Raw genomic sequence first — 17,983 nt, forward strand, 5'->3', positions numbered from 1 at the left:
CCAAGTTACATTTCATTAACTTATGTCTTATATAAGACATTAAGAGTGAAGTGATATGAGCAATGCATTTTCGGTAACCGAACCTGACTGGAACAGCATAAAAGCGGCGGATATTACCGCTAGCCCTTATCTAGTAGACGATCACCACCTAGCGGTGCCTACCCAATATGGTAGTTTACTATTTTCTATCAGCCAATTCGGCTTACGTATTCAGTCGTGCGGTGAAAATGCGACCCTAGTTGATGGCTTTGACTATGGCATGCTGGTTGCCACACCGGATGCTCAGCAACTCGTGTTTTCTGGAGACGATAAGCACTGCACCATTAATGCCGGTGAATATCGTTTAGCGCTTTTTTCTGCTCCGCTTCATTTCAAACTTTATCGAAACGATAAGGTAGTACAAGAATCGGCTACCGACGGTCACTTTGTTCGCCAACATCGCCTACCGCCTTTCGCGAAAACCGATGCGGGCTGGATGGTTTGCTTAGAACTTGGCGACGATGAATCCATATACGGCTTAGGTGAAAAATGGGGCAAGCTAGATAAACGCGGCCAGTTGGTTCGTTCATATAATCATGATGCACTTGGCGTAAACACTGAAAAGTCTTATAAAAATACCCCTTACGCATGGAGCTCTGAAGGCTGGAACCTTTTTGTTCACACGCCAACGCCTGTGACTCATGGTGTGGGCTATGCGCCATGGTCGCAGCGCGCGTACGTTTGCGTGGTCGAAGACACCTTGCTAGATATGTTCTTGTATCATTGTGATAGCCCAGCGCAAAGTATTCATACTTACAGCAGCCTCACAGGGTTCGCCCCTGTTCCACCAAAGTGGAGCCTAGGGGTTATTCTTTCTAAGGCCTACTACAAAGATTCAGAAGAGCTATTAGCCGTGGCCCGCGAAGTGCGTGAAAAGAACATGCCTTGCGATGTCATTACCCTAGATGGCCGCGCGTGGCAAGATACCGATACGCGTTTTGCATTTGAATGGGACCCAACTCGCTATGCCGATCCTAAGCCGGTTATTGATGAACTAAAAGCAATGGACTTTAAGATTTGCGTATGGGAATACCCCATGATTTCAGTGAAAAACCCACTGTATGCAAAGGCCGCAGAAAAAGGCTGGTTAATTAAAGACAAACGCACAGGTGAAGCTTATCGCTACGAATGGGATTTAAGCCCCTTCGGTGAAGTACTTACCCCACTACCCGATTCAGGTATTTTAGATTTTACCCACCCAGATGCGTACGAATTTTGGAAAGAATCACACAAGCCCTTGTTCGAATTGGGTGTTGATATGATTAAAGCCGACTTTGGTGAGCAGTTAGAAGATGACAACATGCTCTCTTACAGCGGCGATTCTGGCGACCGACTGCATAACGTATACAGCATGCTGTATAACCGCTGTGTTTACGAGGCGGCTGAGAAATACTGTAAAACCGGACCATTTTTGTTCAGTCGTTCAGCATGGACAGGCAGCCAGCGTTTTCCTGCCCAGTGGGGCGGCGATCCTCAAGCCGACTGGCATGGACTAGCCGCTAGTATTCGCGGTAGCTTATCGTGGGGCATGTCAGGTGGTCCCTTCTTTGCCACCGACATCGGCGGTTTCTATAAAGATACTCGTGACGCTGAATTATACGTTCGTTGGGCACAGGCATCTGTATTCTCTGCCCATATGCGCCTGCATGGTATTGGCCCTCGCGAACCTTGGTCATATGGCGAAGCAGCGTCTGATGCTGTTTTTAGTGCGTTAAAACTTCGTTATCGCTTACTGCCCTATTTAGAAAAAGCCACACAACAAGCCAGTGAAACCGGCTTGCCTGTACAGCGTTCTATGGCGCTTGCGTTCCCTAACGACCCACTTGCCCGTCAGTTTGAACAACAATTCATGTGCGGTGAAAGTTTGTTAGTGGTGCCTTGTATTGTGCCTGGTGGAAAAGTGAAGTTCTATTTACCAGAAGGTGATTGGGTTCGTTTTAATGCCGATAGCACTTCACCAATAGACGAAGACACCTACCAAGGCGGCAAGTACTACGAGCAAATTTTAAGTTTAAATGAGCTAGCGGTATTTGTTCGCAAAGGTGAACAAGTGATTCTAGGCCCTGAGGTAGAGCATACCGAAATGGATATGTCTGCTACCACTATGTGGCCGCAGTAGTCGTCGGAGTATTAGCATGAATGTGACGCTTACCTTACTGACCTGTATGGCCTTTATGGCCGTGGTCGCCATTATTTCGTACATAAAAACGAAAGGCGAAGTGAATACACAAGACGGCTATTTTTTAGCCGGTAGGGGGTTAACCGGCACCTTCATTGCAGGCTCGATGATCCTGACCAACCTGTCGGCAGAGCAGCTTATTGGGCTTAACGGCTCTGCTTTCGGGTACAATTTAAGCGCGATGGCATGGGAGGTTACCGCAGGTATATCCACCATTATTATGGCGCTGATATTCTTGCCCCGATACTTAGCGGGCGCTTTCTCCACCCTACCTGAGTTTTTACGTGACCGTTTTGACGATAACGTAAGAAGAATGACCGTGGTGTTATTTATGGTGGGTTACACCTTAATTACTATTCCTTCTGTGCTCTATTCAGGCTCTATTGCCGTTCTTCGGTTGTTTGATGTGCCTGGGTTATTGAATTTAAGTTATGAAGCCAGTCTTATTGTCACCATTATAATGGTAGGCAGTATCGGTGCCTTGTACGCCATATTTGGTGGCTTAAAAGCGGTGGCAGTGTCAGATACCATTAACGGTGTAGGCCTTCTTATTGTTGGGTTATTGGTGCCAATTTTAGGCTTAATTGCATTGGGTGATGGCAGCTTCGCGGCCGGCCTAACCACTATTGCGACAACCGAAACTGAAAAGCTTAACGCCATAGGCGGGGCGGATGATCCCGTGCCCTTTGGGACTATTTTTACCGGTATGATATTGGCGAATCTGTTTTACTGGGGTACCAACCAATATGTGATTCAACGCACACTTGGTGCTAAGAACTTAATTGAAGGGCAAAAGGGCGTGTTGTTTTCCGGCTACTTTAAAGTTCTCGTACCCTTTATGATGATGTTACCTGGGGTGATTGCTTATCACTTGTACCAAAACGAAAATCTTCAAACCATCGACCTCGCTTACCCTCACTTAGTGAAAGAAGTACTACCACAATACTTGTCTGGTTTTTTCTTAGCCGTGTTGTTAGGTGCCGTATTTAGTTCATTTAACTCACTATTAAATAGTGCCGCCACACTGTTTTGTCTAGACGTGTATAAGCCGTTTAAGAAAGATAACGTCACTGATTCTCAGCTTATCCGCGTAGCCAAAATTACCAGCTTAGTGATTGCGGTGATGTCTTTCGTTACTGCGCCTTTACTAATGCTGGCACCTGAAGGGTTATGGCAGATTATTCGTATCTTCACAGGCTTTTATAATATTCCGGTTATTACTATCGTATTGGTCGGTTTATTTACCAAAAACGTGCCCGCTCTTGCGGCAAAAGTCGCTATTATTTTTCATGTTATTGCTTACGGGTTACTGAAGTTTGTATGGCAAGTTGAGATTAATTTCATCCATATCTATGCCATTTTGTTTGCTATCGAGCTAGGTATTATGTTGGCAATTGGCCATTTCTACCCTATGGCAAAACCATGGCGTTTTGTGCCTAAAGCGGAAGTGGATATGACACCGTGGCGCTACGCTATACCTTGCGCAATTGTATTGGTTGGCTTAATTGTAACTTTGTACCTGATGTTCTCACCTGTGGGTTTTGTGGGCGGTATCAGTAACGCCTTTATCCCTTCATTGATTGGTCTTTGGAGCACATGCTTCGTAGCCATCGGTATAAGCCTTAAATGGTGGCGTACCAGATATGAATTAGGGTTAAAGCGCTTAGCGCATCAATCATAAAATCAGGCGGCCTTGGCCGCCTTTTTTATTTAAGATGAACATGTTCATGATGGTGTGGATGAACGTGCAAATTGTCTGTGTCATCGCGACAAGGCTCACCAGGCAATTCAAATTCAATGGTGGTATGTGCCAAATTAAACGGGGCTAATCGATGTGACACCTCTTGCTTTAGAGACAGAATTTTTGGGTTATCGATACTGCAATTAATCACCACATGCGCCGTTAGCACATGCTGCTCGCCATCAAGAGACCAAAAGTGAACATGATGCAATTCTTCAACATGTTCTATGCTTAGCAATACGTCAGAAATAGCCTGCTTTTGGTTATCATCTGGCGACCCCTGCAAAAACAACTTCATGGTTTGCACCACATATCTCAGCACGTTGAATAAGATAAATAGGGTAAATAGAATAGATAGGATTGGGTCGAGAATAGGCCATTCTACAAAATGTAAAACGATAGCCACAACAAGTACAGCCACCCACCCCATAGTGTCTTCGATAAGGTGCCAATTAAGCACCTTCTCATTCATTGAATGGCCTCCACTTAGTTTATAGGCAGCAAATCCATTTACGACAATGCCCATTATCGCTAGGCCAATCATACCCTCTGTCATCGGCATTTCTGGGTTTGCTAGGCGAGGGATAGCCTCAGATAATATCCACACCGAACCTGCGACAAGAATGAGTCCATTAATCATGGCGCCCAGTAGGCTCAATCGCTTGAACCCATAAGAATATTTGTCGGTGGCCGCTTTATGACCAAGCTTACTTAAGTACCACGCAAGGCCAATAGATAGAGTATCGCCCAAATCGTGAACCGCATCAGCCATAATAGCGACACTATTGGTAAGCCAACCGCCGATAAATTCAATAATGGTAAAGCAGAAGTTTAACCAGAATGCCCAACCTATGCGGCCACTGTCGGTTTCTGCGTGACTATGTTCATGATCGTGAGAATGATGGTGCATGATCTGTCGCTCCTTAAATAGCATGCCCACTTCATACTGAAATTATAAACCGCTTCCTTGAAAACACGATGCTTGTAAAAAAACATGCGGTTCAAAATCAGTTCAATGGCGCAATAAAATGATAAAAACGCTCTTCTAGCCTACATAAAAAAATATTTCTTATAAAAAAAGTTGAAAATTTAAAAAATTATGCCTGTATACAAAAGTATAACTTTAAAAAGTGAATTAAAAAAAACTTAACTATAATCAACACCTTGAATACTTGTTTTTTTTCTTCTCTAGAATAGTTATTAAATTCAATAAGTAAGCATAAGGTTTAACGTCTTTTAAAAGCGTAAATACTGTGGTTATATATTTTCGCTGTCAATTGAGTTCGAATAATAACTTCCAAGCAACTCACTGATTTTAGAACAATTGTAAAATAATTCGTTAGACAGCCCCGACTAAAGGTATGAGAGGAAATAAAATGAAAAAAAGAATAATGACAATAGCGCTACTTTCTACTATTTCTGCGTCAACATTAGCAGCAAGTGAAACATTTCAGGCGAATGTAGACGCAATGTCCGATGCCACTATTGCAGAGACGGCTACGCTTCACTTCGGTGCAATGCAACCGACTGTAGGTTCTGTGTGTACTATGGATAATGCGGGCACAGTATCAGGCGATTGCGATGTTTCTAATGCAAACATTGCTATTGGTCTAATTACCGTTTCAGGCTTAGCTTCAAATGTTCCTGTGAATGTAACAGTGACAGGTGCATCTGGCACCAATGTTACTTTTGAAGCTAACTACGATATCAACGCCGCTGCGGCAACACACGATAATATCGCAGATGGCACTTTGACTGCGGTTACTACAGACGCATCAGGTACTGATCTTACTATCGATGTATATGGTGATATGACGGTTGATTCGGCGTTAACGCCAGGTGACTCTTATACTGCAAACTACATAGTTGACGTTACGTTCCAGTAATCGTTTTGAGGCGAGCGAACTGCGTTCGCCTATTCTTTTCTATATTCGAAATCAAAAGTAAATATGATACTGATACGGCTGTTAACACCTATTCGCCTTTCTACTTTTCTTATTATCTCTGTTGCTCTATTTGTTTCCAATGTCGCTAATGCAGATGTTTCGCTATCTAAATTTCGCATTTATTTTGACTCAAAATCCCGTTCAGACTCTATCCAGATTCGTAACACAAGCTCAACGCAAATGTCTTACCGAGCAGAGCTATCTATTAATGCGATGACTGAAGAGGGATTAGTCTACGCCGTAACAGAAGACCCACTCACTGCATCATCCTTTATTAGGTACTCTCCAAAACGCGGCAATATTCTACCCGGAGAACGTCAAGCACTACGCTTCGCTTTGCGAAAGCCAGCTGGACTTGCAGATGGTGAGTACCGCGCTAACCTTCGCTTAATAACAGAAATAGCACCTAGTACGAACGGGAATGTAAACCTTGCCAGCAAACTTGCATACAACATTCCGATTATAGTGCGTCATGGACGCATTACTGCTGAGGCTTCAATGGTGAATCCATCCACCATTATTTATAACGGGAAACCACACGTACAAGTGTGGCTTAAACGTTCGGGCAACCGTTCGTTATTTGGAAACTTCATCATAGAAGATGCTAAAGGCGAAGAAATCGGTGTACTGAACAACGTAGCTGTGTATCGCCCTCTTGAACGTCGAAAAGTGCTAATTCCCCTGCAGAACGTAAAAAAAGGGCCTGTTGTTATTCGGTTTACTGAAATTGATAAATTCGGTGGTGATATAGCGCTATCTATTGATCACGTCATAAAATAGCAGCCCGCTAACGTGTCATGAGGATACTATCCTTCATCTTCTTGTGTCTTACGGTATTCGTCTCATGGGCGGAACCCTGCCCTCCCATTTCTTCCACGAGTCGGGTGGCATTAGACGAAGACCAGTTATTGATCAGTGTGTTACGCGTTAACGGCCGCCCCCTTTGGGACGGCTTTGACGTTTACCCTGTAGGTGAACGATACCTCGTTCCCGCATCACTGTTCGCCGACGCGCTTTCCCTAGATTGGGAAGTATCAATGGCTCAGGGGTCGATTCAGTCAGAGGGTAGTGAAGATTTCTGCAGCTTCAACCATACATTTAATCAAACCTTGCCCATTCTAAGTAATACAAGGCCTGATGCATTTCTTTGGGCAGCCGATGAATTCGATATTTATATCGATACACGCATGATTGCTGCATTATTGCAGATTGAACAAAAATTTAATTATACATTGCTTCAACTCAACCTCACTGGCCGTCTTCCCTTAAATTCATCTACAAACGCAAGCGCTGATAATCCGCCTCTACACTTTACGCCTAGCGTAGTACCTGCAAGTAAAGTTGTTGAAGATCAATATCAACTTTTCACTTCGCCACTGGTTACATACCGTTTATCTAAGCAGGATAGCGCGAGCAGCGATAATCGCTTTTCCGCCAATATAAATGCAGGATTCGATTTTTTATATCATTCAGCCAACCTTCGTGTAAGCAGAGTTGATGACACGAGTATTCATTACCTTCGGTTTGGCAAAACCTTAAACGAAAACTACCAAAACACTGACAACGCCTTAAATAGTTTTGCCTATGAATTTGGCGATATACAGCTGCAAAGGGATGAACTTATTACACGCTCTGGACAGTCACTCGGCTTGATTGTACACAATGGCGACACGCGGCAACGGCGCAGTTTTTCAAGCACTAGCATTGAAGAGTTCGTATTACCTGGCTGGCGAATACAGCTCTTCAGAAATGGGCAATTTATCGATGAGCAATTCAGTAACGAGGAGAATAAGGTACTTTTCGAAGATATTGAAACGTTCTACGGGGCAAACTTATTTGAGTTAAAGTTATATGGACCTGAAGGCCAGCAAGAGGTTCGAACTAAAACCGTCAATGTTGGTAATAACCAGCTAAGGCAGGGAAAATTCGACTTCTTATTTGGGCTTACCGACAATCAATTTCGCTTACTTGATGGTCAAGTATCTACAACAGGGGTAGGAAAAGCCACTGTCGCAAGGCTCGGCTACGGTCTTACCGATAGCGCTACCTTATCTGCTAGCGTTCAACGCCTTTGGCTGGAAGATGGAATTGCCTCGTATGTCACTGCGGGTATTAACACCCAGCTTTTCGGATCGGCGCTTAAATTTGAGGTATCAGATCAGAATACTGGTGGTTACGGTATGTTTTTAGGCTGGAACGGCAGGTTCAGCAATAGCCTCAATTTGAACTTTTCTACTCGCTACTTCAACAATTTTTATAGTGATGCATACTCACAAGATGATGATATTAAGTATATTTCCTCGTTGCGTTTGAACGGCAAAACTGAGTGGCTTGGACGTTTTGGTTGGAACACCAGTATGACCCACCGAGCCTATGAATTCGATGATCCCCAAAGTGCGCTAAACGTAAATTTAAATGACAACTTTCTGGGGGGCACATTTGCTTCAGGGTTCAGCGTGTCTAACAACAGTAGTGCTGCGGTCACTGGTCGATTGTATTACGCCAAAGACGTTAATGGATGGAATCTTTCCAGTGCTTGGAACTTTATTCCCTCTGATCGCTTTTCAACTGACAACTTCTATGTGTCGATGCGATGGCCGCAAACACTCTCCCAACATCGCGAAACTCGCTTACGTTATAGAGGCGATACTGACAATGCTTTGGAAATTAGACACCAACACAACTGGCGTTTTGAGTCGTTGAATATTGGGTTGGCAGCCAGCGTAATGGAGGGCGGAGATTGGTCAGTAAACCTTTCTTTAACGGGTAATACCAATGTTAACCCGTATACGCAAAGTTTGAATTTTGAACGTTCAGCGGGTGCCACTGCTGGGCGTATAGATGCGTTTGCCTACTTAGACGAGAATCGAAATTTACGCCAAGACACCAATGAAGCTCCCATAGAAGGAGTCATGTTTGCCGGAAGTTCACTGTGGCGTGATAAAAGTACCGACGCCAATGGAATGGTCAGGCTCAATACTGGGGCTAGAACACAAAATCTCATCTTAAAATCTGATTCGCTGCCTGACCCATATATGTTGCCAGCCGCTGGAAAAGTTCAAGTATTAACCCACCCAGGCGGAGTTAATACAGCACAATTCCCAGTACATACCTTTAATGATGTTGAAGGAACCATTTACGTAGTAGGTGATTCTTCTAGCCGTGGTGCGGCTTATGTTGATATAGCGATTATCGACAATACCGAACAAATAGTCGTTAAAACGCGAACGGAGAGCGATGGCTATTTTTATGTTAACGCTATCCCCCCTGGTGATTATCACATTGAAATAGATAATGATTATCTCATTCAGCAAGGTTTAACTATTCAATCAGATGCCCTTTCATTTACAGCACCTGCAAAAGGTGATTCCGTTTTCGTAGATGATATTTTGCTTGCGCGAGAAACGGCATTACCGAACGAAAACCTTGCAAACCATTCTGCAACCGTTCAGCCGGTTTCGAGCCCCGACACCACCGGCAAATATGAAATTCAAATTGGTATATTCAGGCATTCTCGTTCTATTTTTGAAGTGATGAAACATTTGCCCATCGCACCTGAGTCAATCCAATTTCATCGCAATCATAGTGCGGGATTAACCTATGTGACAGTTGGAAGGTTTGACCTATTTAGCGAAGCAAAAATGATATTACAAAAACTCAATCAACACCCAACTTTTAGTCACGCTTTCATAAGTCCATCAGCACGATTCACAGGAGCGCATTGGCGATTAGAATTTATATTAGAGGATGTACAAGAACTTATTCAAAACTCACTTCATCGATTAGAATCGAGTTCCGCCGAACGCCTTTGTCAGCTTGCCGCTTATCAAGCACTTAGCTCAATTAATCCAACGATTTTTATCCAACATCCTGAACTGATGCTATTGCCTAATAACAATGCGTCTCCTTCGTTTTACCGCCTTGTCGCTCCCGCTGCTTCTACTTCAGTTTGTCATGACCATTATTACGATACCGAATACCGTAGCGGCCCGTATTCGGTCACTCGAGAAAGCTTGCTAACAAAACAATAGAAGCTTTTGTCGAAGCCGCTTCCCTACACGTATTGCCCATTTTATTAGAAAGATAAGAACTCACCTCAACGCCTAACGTTTCATGAAATACCATAAACACTTTTACCTGCTGGCATAGCTGTCTTTACATTTTAATTTGCAAGCGCAACATTCCTGAGAGTTTTGCACTAATAACGCCCCGGCGAATTAATTAACATTTTATTTTTATTCACCAGAATACAAGGTTAAATTTTTGTATTAAATGCAATAACCATGCATTGCGAAAAATAAAATTCCTAATTTACATAAGGTTAATTACATAACCTGCGTACTTTTACTTGTATCAAGTAAACCAAATGTTAAAAATATCAAAGAGGGTTGTTGATCTTTCAATTAACGTGCATTAACCTTATGTAAGCGCTTTCAAAAAGAAAAATAACAACTTTAAATGGAAGCGCTTACAAAACATAACTCGACGTGGCCAACGCGGCGTTTTAGATAACCATTTACTTAGCATTAGGGCTGAAGATAATGACTAAAAATGTAACTCAACTTTCTCGGATTGCTGCCGCGTTAACGGTCACAGCTTTGGTTGGCTGTGGCGGTGGAGCAACCACTTCTACCGACATAGACGCCGTTGACACTAGCGCCCCTACCACAGGCTGGGAACTAGTGTGGAGCGACGAATTCGAAGACGCGACCATTGACGATAATAACTGGACACACGAAGTTAACTGCGATGGCGGTGGCAATAACGAGGCACAGTGCTATACCGACAGCGACGAAAACGCATTCGTTAGTGATGGCGCATTAAGCATTGTTGCATTACCTGCTGAAGACGGTGCACAAAAGCCTTATACCTCAGCCCGCTTAATTACTCGTTACAAAGCAGACTTTAAATATGGCCGCATTGAAATGCGCGCTAAAATGCCATCGGGTCAAGGCAGTTGGCCTGCATTTTGGATGATGCCTACCGACGAAGTGTATGGTGGCTGGCCGCGTTCCGGTGAAATCGATATTTTTGAAGCAGTTAACCTTAAAGCTGCCGATGCAGATGGCAACCCTGAAGCGCATATCTACGGCACCTTGCATTATGGGCAAGAATGGCCAAACAACGACAGCTCAGGCCAAGCCTATTCATTGCCTGATGGCGCTAACCCAGCAGATGACTTTCATACCTACGCGATAGAATGGCAAGAAGGTGAAATTCGTTGGTATATGGACGACTACTTGTATGCCACTCAGCGTCGTTCTGAAGTACGTTACAACAGCAATGGCGACGCCACAGGCTTGTCACATCGTGGTTGGTACACCGAATACTTCGAGCAAGGTACTGGAGAACTAGTTACCCATTGGGATAACGCGCCATACGATCAAGAATTCTATCTTATTTTGAACCTAGCAGTAGGTGGAGAATGGCCTGAAGCGGTAAACGAAACGGGTATTGATGCCAGTGCGTTTGAAAATGGCCAGCGCTTTGAGATCGACTATGTTCGGGTTTACGAATGTGCCTCAAACCCAGATACGGGTGCAGGATGTGAAACCGTTCGTCCAGGCTACGACTCACTAGACGATGCGCTAGTGGAAGGCGCCGCCCCTATTCCTTCTCCACCTTCAACAGGCATTGCAGAAAACCTCACTATTTTTGAAGGTACCACCAACCCTAATTGGCCAGCATGGGATTGCTGCGGAGGTTCAACACCTGCGTTAGTAGAAGATAGTGCTGAAGGTCAGGTATATGAATTCAGCATTGGTGCAGAACCTACTGTCATGGGCTTTATTAGCCGCGAGCTATTTATTACCGACCCAGCAGGTCAAGCATCACCCTTCGATGCCTCGCCTATGGAAGAAAACGGTAGCGTAAAATTCGACCTGAAGGTGATGTCTGCCCCTAACGACACGACTGCTACTTGGTTGTTTAAGATTGAAAGTGGTGAAGGTACTACCGCCGTCGAGCTACCTTTAATGACTGGCTATGTCGGTCCTGCTGATACCGGTGGCGATACACCTGAGCAAGGCGTATGGGAGTCTTATGAATTTCCATTAAGCGCTTTAGCTGATGCCGGTTTAGACACCAGCGCTATTGATGTCATCATGATATTCCCAGCATGGGGTGCCGGTGAAGGTGCGGTATACCGTGTAAACAATGTTGAAATTTCGCAAGAGTCTGCGTATCCGGAATTAGTGATATTTGAAGATGAAATGAACCCTGACTGGCCGATGTGGGATTGCTGTGGTGGCTCAACCCCTACAGAAGAAATCGACAATGAAGAACATGGTTTAACGGCCGAGTTTCGTATTGGCGCAGAGCCTACTGTTATGGGCTTTATCACCCGTTCAGCGTCAGGCGGTGGCGACACGCCGTTTGATGCTTCTGCCTTAGCCGATGGCGGTTTACTGCAATTTGATATGCGCGTTGTCAACATGCCAAACGATGCGAGTGCCGGCTGGTTATTTAAAGTTGAATCTAGCGACGGTGCCACTGCGGTTGAGTTACCCATCTCTGATAGCGTTGAAGGACAAGCGCCAACTGCCGGTGAGTGGCAAACTTATACCTTTCCTATTGCTGACCTACAAGCGGCAGGCCTAGACCTAAGTGCCATAGATGTGATTATGGTATTTCCAGCCTGGGGCGCAGGTGAAGGCGCGGTATATCGCTTAGATAACGTGAAATTTTACCACCCAGATGGTGACACACCTGCTGCAACCGAATTAACTATATTCGCTGATACAGCGGCTGACCAATGGTCAATTTGGGATTGCTGTGGCGGTTCTACACCCACAGAAGAAGTGGATGATACCGACCACGGTACAGTAGCTGAATTCCGCATTGGTGCGACACCTACCGTAATGGGCTTTCTTGCCGACGACGATGTTTATTTTGATGCCTCTTCATTGCTTTCAACAGGCGTAGTCCGCTTCGAAATGAAGGTAAGCTCGGCGCCTAACGATGCATCAGCACCTTGGCTATTTAAGATTGAATCAGGCGATACCTCCACCGCGGTTGAGCTTGCTATTTCAGAGAGTCTAGAAGGCGCAGATCCAATTACTGGCGAATGGCAAACCTACACCTTCCCACTTCAAACCTTGTACGACGCTGGGTTAGACATCAGCGCTATCGATGTTGTGATGGTGTTCCCAGCGTGGGGCACCGGTGAAGGTGCGGTATACCGTATAGATAATGCTGAAATTGCAGCGCAATAACAAAGCTTCTGCCGTTTGCACACTCAAGCGGCAGCAATAAATTGATAAAGATTTAGTAGGTCAATTATGAAAAATACAACATTTAAAAAGACCCAGCTCGCCACATCAATGGCTTTGTTGATGGGTTCAACCTTGGCAATTCCCTCTTATGCACAAGAAGTAGAAAGACCAGAAACTCAAACGACAGAAGCTGCCGTCTCTGACAATAGCGTACCTAGCGAAGTTGAAGTTATACAGGTTAGTGGTATTCGCGGCAGTATGATTCGTTCAATGGACGTAAAACGCAGCTCGAGCGGTGTTGTAGATGCCATTTCGGCAGAAGAGTTAGGGAAGTTTCCTGATACTAACCTTGCAGAATCATTACAGCGTATTACCGGTGTAACTATCAGCCGTTCAAACGGTGAGGGTAGCCAAATTACCGTACGTGGCTTTGGCCCAGAATTTAACTTGGTGACGCTTAACGGTCGTCAAATGCCAGGCACAGGTTTCACCCGTTCTTTTAACTTGGAAAACTTGTCTTCTGAAGGGGTTAATACCCTTGAGCTACACAAGACAGCGCGCGCTGAAAACCCAAGTGGTGGGTTAGGTGCAACGGTAAATATCATTACCATGAAGCCCCTTGCTCGCCCTGGTCAACAAGCCTCGTTTTCTGTAAAAGGTATTCACGATACCTCGAATGTTGAAGGCGATGATGTAACACCAGAAATTGCTGGGGTTTACAGCAACACCTTCGCTGACGATATGTTTGGTTTTGGGGTGTCTTTTTCTCATCAAGAGCGTGATTTCCAACAACAGGCTGCCAGTGTTCAAGGCTGGGTGTTGCAAGAAAACGCAGATTTACCAGATTTAGATGCTGCTAACGTTATCGATAATCGCACCAATATCACTGACGCTGCATTCTTCCCAAAAGATATGAATTACAGCATTAATGATGTACAGCGCGAACGTTCAAATGGTCAGGTTACCTTTCAATTTCGCCCCGTAGATAATTTTACTGCCACTGTTGATTATACCGCTACCCGCGCCACGACTGGAACAAATACGGTTGGCTGGGGCATATGGAATAACTTTGGCTCTAACATAAATGCCTACGAACTCGATGCCAATGGTACCGCTGTTTATGCTGATATCAGTGGTGACGATGGCTCATATACTGCCAGCCGGGATACAACGCGGGTTGATGCTCGTTCGTTTGGCGTGAATTTAGATTGGGAAATGAATGACGACTGGTTTTTCACTCTTGATTACCATGATTCGTACAATGAAACAGACAATGGCTACGATGAAGGGTTAGGTAGTGCAGGCCAAGTTATTTTGGGTTCTAATCAGCTTAGCTCTAAAGTATATGACTACCGAGAAGGCGAAATTCCACAGGTCTATATTAACTGGAACAATGGCACCAATGAAATTAACCCGGGTGAAATTGACTCCAACTTTAGCCAGTTTATTTATTCCCCAGGCCGCTCTGACATTGAGCAGCTTCAAATAGATGGAACCTGGTTCAACTCAGCCTTTGATATTCCACTAGTAAAAATCGATTTTGGTATTGCCCGTACTGAGCAAGCCCTATCAGGATTTACCGCGTGGAGTGGCTTACGTGGTGGACCGGGCTTTAGCCCTTCTTTCACTGAAATTTTTCCTGATGATATGTTCGTGAGAAACGACACCAGTGGCTTCCTAGACGCATTCTCTGGTGGCGGCGCTAGCATGAATCCTGGGTACTATTACACGTTTGACTTTGACGAAGCCATTGCTCGTCAGCTAGCTTACCTTACCGCTGACGTGGTAGGTGAAAGTAACGCTTACTCCATTGACCCTTATTTTAGTGGCGCCCCGTCAGTGAGTAATGTTGAAGAGACCACCGACTCTATTTATGTACAATCAGAGTGGGAATTCGAAGTCAGCGATTATTATGTTCAAGTGAACGCAGGCCTGCGCTATGAAGAAACAGAAGTACCAAGTGCAGCCGAAGTTCGCGTACCAACACAGGTCAATTGGGTAGCGGCATCAGAGTGGATAACACAATTTGAGGCTGACTTACAACTTCAAGACTTTACGGGTAAGTACGATATCTTACTGCCTATGCTAGATGTCAAAGTCGATGTCACCGACGATGTTGTTGCTCGTTTCTCTTGGGGCAAATCGATTACTCGTGCGCCTATCGGTGAACTACAAGGCGGCCGAGCTTTCAGTGGAAGCCCTAAAATTGGTTCTCGAACGGTTTCCGAAGGAAACACAAGTTTGCTGCCATATGAATCGACGAATATTGACCTTTCTTTTGAGTGGTATTACGACGAAGCGAGTTACGCCTCTGTCGGTTTATTCAAAAAGTCTGTTAAAAACTACATTGCTTACTCAGCACAAGAAGAAACCTTTGAAGGCTTAAACGACATTTACCAAGGCCCACGCTGGAACGAAGCTGTGTCTGCGTTAGAAGCAGCAGGCGTGCAAGCAACTGATAGCGCCATCTACGGATACTTTGTAGATAACGGTTATGCGGATGCTGATGGCGTAGTAACCCCTAACGCTGATGACCCTTTAATTACCTGGCGGGTAACCAAACCTCGTAACCTAAGCGATACCCGCTCGGTTGAGGGTGTCGAATTAGCCGTTCAACATACCTTCGGTGATACTGGGTTTGGCGTAGGTGCAAATGCGACTTTCGTTGACGGCGATGTTAAGTATGACCCTTACGATTTAAGCGCTGAGCAAAACCCACTTGCGGGTATTAGTGACTCAGCTAACTTCCAAGTGTTTTACGAAAAAGATGGCTTATCTGTGAAAGTGACTTACGCATGGCGTTCGGACTACCTCGTCGGTATGGGTCAAGATCAAGGGTCTGCTGATAATCCAGCGACACAGTTCGATACATACGGGCAGGTTGATGCCAGCGTGAACTACGATGTAAATGAAAACCTAACCGTGTTCCTTGAGGGTGTGAATATCAACGATGAAACTGAGCAAGGTTACGGGCGTTTTGAAGAGCAGTTCTTATTTGCTCGTCAATACGGGCCTCGCTACACCTTTGGTGCACGTTACTCATTCTAACATTGCAGGTTTAAAGCAGTATTTGGAAGCTATAATTAAAAGCACTAGCTAGAAAAACAAAGCGCCGTAGAGTTAACCTCTACGCCGCTTTTTTATAGTTAATTTTTCACATTCGCTACTTCAAAGCGCCGTATAAAACTTCGAAAGTACTATTGCCATGCTGGCAGTTGCTCTAATCTTAAGCCTTTTGCGGTGCGATGAGGGAAACCTTCCCAATAAGTATGCTCTGCCTTCGGATTGCCATCTTCATCCATAGCCCACACGCCGTCATTTGATACCGGTACTACGTCTAAATAAGCTTGCATGCGGCTTTCATTTTTAAGGTATTTACCTAACCACGCGGTAACAAAATGCTGTGCAATGTTGTTCATGCGTGCGTTACCCCATACCGCGTCGATATAATGTGAACTTACATCGAAACCTAATGCTTCATCAAATACGAAAGACTCTTCAGGGGCTGGCATTACTGCTCCCGCATTATGATTGGCGTTATCGTAGGTTAACAAAGTGCGGTCTACGTTTTTTGCCCCTTCCCAAATGGCTCTCACGCCGTTTTCATACCCTGACACATCATCTTGAGAACCTGCCACCAGCATCATAGGAATAGCCACACTGTCTAAATTAAACATACGGTAGTTCATACCCCAAGGCGCAAAACCAATAATCGTTTTTACACGAGGGTCGACCTTGTCTCTAATACCAGTTTGATGGCGAGCTAAGGTACCAAAGGGCGCACTCAATTTGCTATTTACCGCTTGTTCGGTAATGCCAGCACCCGCGTTAATTACCGCACCATATCCCCCCATAGAATAGCCAATAATACCTGTGTTACTGGCATCGGCTAATTGGTATAAGAATGAACCTTCCTCTTTTGCCATGGTTTCAATTTGCGATAGCACGAATAACTGATCGACAGAGCGATTCACTAACGTAGATGCAAAGGCCGCTTGTGTACGATAGGTAGAGTCGGTGTGATCAATCGACACCACCACATAGCCTTTCGAGGCAATGTTTTCCGCTAAATGTGCTAATAAAAAACGGTTACCAGGATACCCATGAGATACCAATACTAATGGGAACGCCTTTTTAGTTTCTAAAGGCGCAGCATCCCTTACCGCTTTGCCATGCAATTCAACTTGCTGTTTGCCATCGCGAATAAACGCATTTAGCACTGTATCGCCAGTACTGCCTTTTTGTGCTGGATACCAAACCTCTAGGGTTAGTGGGCGGTCATAAGTAGGAAGAGTGCTTGGTTTAGGTTGGCTAGCATCAAGCGCTAGAATATCAATCTGCTTGGGATTGACCACCTCAAGCTTACGAACCCCAATATCATACTCGCCGTAGGCCGAAAGCGCTGGCGCATCAGAGCGTTGGGTATCAATTCTATTCTCTGCGTACCCACTTGTAGCGCTGCCTATGCACAACATAGTCCATAGACCTTTAAACAACATACTTTTACTCACACCCATACCTAACTTCCTTCCATCCATTTCGATATTTCTAGTTAAATCAATAATTATGCTCACATAACTGTGACACTTTAGGGATAGCATTAAAAGCCATTAACCGAATTACCTGTTAATTTTAGACTTGCCTACTTTCGCGACTCACCAGCCCCTAAACTTAACGGTCTAATGCAAGACAAACCAGCACCCTTATTGTTATAAACTTGTATTAATAAAATATATAGCGACTATTAATGAGTTGGAAAAACTCAGCAAGAAGCAAAATAAAGCCAATTAAAACAAACAGTTAATCTAAAATCATTTACTTGCATAACAATTCAAAGACCCCCAAAACTTAATTAACAAAAAGA

9 protein-coding genes are annotated in these 17,983 nt (G+C 44.6%); 7 read left to right on the plus strand and 2 right to left on the minus strand.

Annotated elements, in window-relative coordinates; all coding sequences use genetic code 11:
* Positions 1–55: 55 nt before the first annotated feature.
* A complete protein-coding gene (locus KYS23_RS12745; protein WP_218418955.1) occupies positions 56–2,158 on the plus strand; it encodes a glycoside hydrolase family 31 protein in 2,103 nt (700 codons plus the stop codon).
* Positions 2,159–2,174: 16 nt separating this feature from the next.
* Positions 2,175–3,899: a solute:sodium symporter family transporter gene (locus KYS23_RS12750; protein ID WP_218396827.1), complete on the plus strand. Its 1,725-nt coding sequence runs from the start codon at positions 2,175–2,177 to the stop codon at positions 3,897–3,899.
* 25 nt (positions 3,900–3,924) lie between these two features.
* Here KYS23_RS12750 and KYS23_RS12755 read toward each other — a convergent pair whose 3' ends face one another.
* Positions 3,925–4,869, minus strand: a complete 945-nt coding sequence (locus tag KYS23_RS12755) for a cation diffusion facilitator family transporter (RefSeq protein ID WP_159533814.1) — start codon at positions 4,867–4,869, stop codon at positions 3,925–3,927.
* Between the two features lie 466 nt (positions 4,870–5,335).
* Here KYS23_RS12755 and KYS23_RS12760 point away from each other — a divergent pair, with 466 nt between their 5' ends.
* The 5 genes from KYS23_RS12760 to KYS23_RS12780 all read left to right on the plus strand — a co-directional run bounded on the left by KYS23_RS12760 (position 5,336) and on the right by KYS23_RS12780 (position 16,167).
* The gene (locus KYS23_RS12760; RefSeq protein ID WP_159533816.1) at positions 5,336–5,845 is read left to right on the plus strand and encodes a hypothetical protein; all 510 of its coding nucleotides are present in this window, start codon (positions 5,336–5,338) and stop codon (positions 5,843–5,845) included.
* Between the two features lie 63 nt (positions 5,846–5,908).
* Entirely contained in the window at positions 5,909–6,685 is a 777-nt protein-coding gene (locus KYS23_RS12765) for a fimbrial biogenesis chaperone (protein WP_159533818.1), read from the plus strand.
* A 104-nt stretch (positions 6,686–6,789) separates the two neighbouring features.
* Positions 6,790–9,936, plus strand: coding sequence for a carboxypeptidase-like regulatory domain-containing protein (locus tag KYS23_RS12770; protein WP_218418957.1), 3,147 nt, complete (start codon positions 6,790–6,792; stop codon positions 9,934–9,936).
* Positions 9,937–10,446: 510 nt separating this feature from the next.
* Entirely contained in the window at positions 10,447–13,119 is a 2,673-nt protein-coding gene (locus tag KYS23_RS12775) for a glycoside hydrolase family 16 protein (RefSeq protein WP_218418958.1), read from the plus strand.
* Positions 13,120–13,185: 66 nt separating this feature from the next.
* Positions 13,186–16,167 (plus strand): TonB-dependent receptor, encoded by a 2,982-nt coding sequence (locus tag KYS23_RS12780; RefSeq protein ID WP_218418960.1) that lies wholly within the window; start codon positions 13,186–13,188, stop codon positions 16,165–16,167.
* 149 nt (positions 16,168–16,316) lie between these two features.
* Here the strand turns inward: KYS23_RS12780 and KYS23_RS12785 are convergent, their stop codons facing one another.
* Positions 16,317–17,618, minus strand: a complete 1,302-nt coding sequence (locus tag KYS23_RS12785; RefSeq protein ID WP_246604394.1) for an alpha/beta hydrolase family protein — start codon at positions 17,616–17,618, stop codon at positions 16,317–16,319.
* Between the last annotated feature and the right edge of the window lie 365 nt (positions 17,619–17,983).

The organism is Alteromonas lipotrueae, from assembly GCF_019249255.1.
GTDB lineage: Bacteria > Pseudomonadota > Gammaproteobacteria > Enterobacterales > Alteromonadaceae > Alteromonas > Alteromonas lipotrueae.